Origin of the sequence: Microcoleus sp. OTE_8_concoct_300 (genome assembly GCF_031383065.1) — a bacterium.
Classification (GTDB): Bacteria; Cyanobacteriota; Cyanobacteriia; order Cyanobacteriales; family Microcoleaceae; genus Microcoleus.
This window is the reverse complement of record NZ_JANMZH010000947.1, coordinates 1-1,885: the sequence shown is the minus strand read 5'-3', so window position 1 is coordinate 1,885 and position 1,885 is coordinate 1. Positions and strand designations below refer to the sequence as shown.

The following is a 1,885-nucleotide window of genomic DNA, read 5'->3' as shown; positions in this document are numbered from 1 at the left end:
AATGCCAGTAGCGAAGGTGACTTGCGGGGCAAAGGTGGGGGTGGTGGCTCCGGTGGGGGTGGTATTGAGCAGGATACTGGCGGTGTTGCTGCTAAAGTTCGCCACAGCTAAGTCGGGGCGACCGTCGCCGTTGATGTCGCTGATGTTGACGGACATGGGGCTATTGTCAGTAGCCAAGGTGACTTGGGTGGCGAAGGCGGGGGTGATGGTGTTGGTAGCAGTGGTATTGAGCAGGATGGAGGCTGTGCCACTGCTGTTCGCCGCACTGTCGTGCGCCACAGCTAAGTCAGGCTTCCCGTCGCCGTTGATGTCGCCAATGCTGACGGAGTTCGGCCGATCGCCAGTTATTAAGAAGTCAACTTTGGGGGCGAAGCCTAGCACGCCACTGTAGGTTTTATAGGTGGTTTCTACGATCGCCAGTTTGGGCTTTTGGCTCGATGGGGGAATGAGTTGGGGGATGTCCCAGGTGCCACCTAGTTTGCTGTTACCTGTAGTTTGGGAGTTGGCGGCGATGTTTGCGCCTGTGAGTTGGTGCAGTTGAGTCAGGAATTGGTGGCCGGATTTCCCCGCTGCTACGTTACATCCATACAATATGATGCTGGCGTTGGTAGTAAGGCTGTTTCGCCACTGTTGCAACTGTTGGCTGTAGTTTTCGATGTTGCTGCTGTTGAGTTCTGTCGTGCCTAAGTAAATCTTGCCGGGGCTACCGTGGGTGATGATGTGTAGCGATTCGATGCCTGTATGCTGAGCTAGGAATGTGGTGATTTGCTCTATGGCATCAGGCTTGTTTTCGAGGATGTAGGTAGCTGTGTCTGGTTTGATGCCTTGGGCTATATGGTTGCTGTCTGGTACTGTGGGGTCAAGGATGACGATCGACCTTGGCTGGTTGTTCATGCAAGCAACAAAGGGATTTTTTTTGTTAAGTTGAGTTAGGGTTTTCATCTGTTTTTGCTTTAGGTAGAATTACGGGTTTTTGAGATGCACAAAGCGATCGCCCGATTTGATTTACGATGGCGGTATTTCTATCTAGTAACGGATGACCCCCTCAACTTTTAACTAATAGGAGCTTAGCAGAGTTCGAGTATACTGTCAGTGCTTGAGTTTCTCCTTTACAAATCTTTATTTTTCTCTGGTCATTTTATGCAAATTATAAAATATCGAAGTCGGGCCGAGTTTACAGAACTTCTCGCCCAAGAGTGCAGAAAAAGGGTGAAGCCACACTGCGTATTTTGAAACAGGTAGATAGCGATTTACCGTTGCGCTGGGGCGGGTTTATTATATTATTGATTTTAGGCAATTATGCTTGGTAAAACCAGGGCATACAGAAATTGCGATCGCCCTACATTTGGGATATATAAAGCTCGGCTTCCAGATTCTATCAATAACGATACTGTGAGCGATCGCCACAGTTGCCAAGGCCTATCTCCGAGTTGTATTGCAGAAGGAAGAAGAATGAATAAAATAGATATAAAAATGCAATAATAGCAAGGGTTTCAGCAATTAAGAATGTCCTAACCGTCTCCAGTTTTAACTTATACCAGCACTTTCTTTCGCGGTTTAGATTTACTTTTAGACATCTTCCCGAAAATTCGGCAGTGATTTACTGATGTGAGATTAAAGGTATTTTCTAGTTTAAAAGTCTATCAAGTAACAGAATATCGAGATAAATGGGAACCGCTATACCGCCACTGTGCAGCAAAAGCAGGAGTGGAGTATGTCGGTTCGCTAACTCAGCCAGAACTCGCTAGGGAATTGCGCTCGATTAATATATTAGCGTACCCAAATACCTTTGCAGAAACTTCTTGTATCTCCGTGATGGAAGCTCTAGCTAGCGGTTGTTTTGTCGTGACTAGCAACTGGGGAGCTTTGCCCGAAACAACGGCAG

At 47.2% G+C, this 1,885-nt stretch carries 2 protein-coding genes; one reads left to right on the top strand and one right to left on the bottom strand.

Annotated elements, in window-relative coordinates; genetic code table 11:
* Positions 1-942: DUF4347 domain-containing protein (locus ACUVJL_RS40170; protein WP_445250928.1), on the bottom strand; the 942-nt coding region annotated here is incomplete at its 3' end.
* A 666-nt stretch (positions 943-1,608) separates the two neighbouring features.
* Here ACUVJL_RS40170 and ACUVJL_RS40165 point away from each other — a divergent pair.
* Positions 1,609-1,885: glycosyltransferase (locus tag ACUVJL_RS40165; protein ID WP_445250927.1), on the top strand; the 277-nt coding region annotated here is incomplete at its 3' end.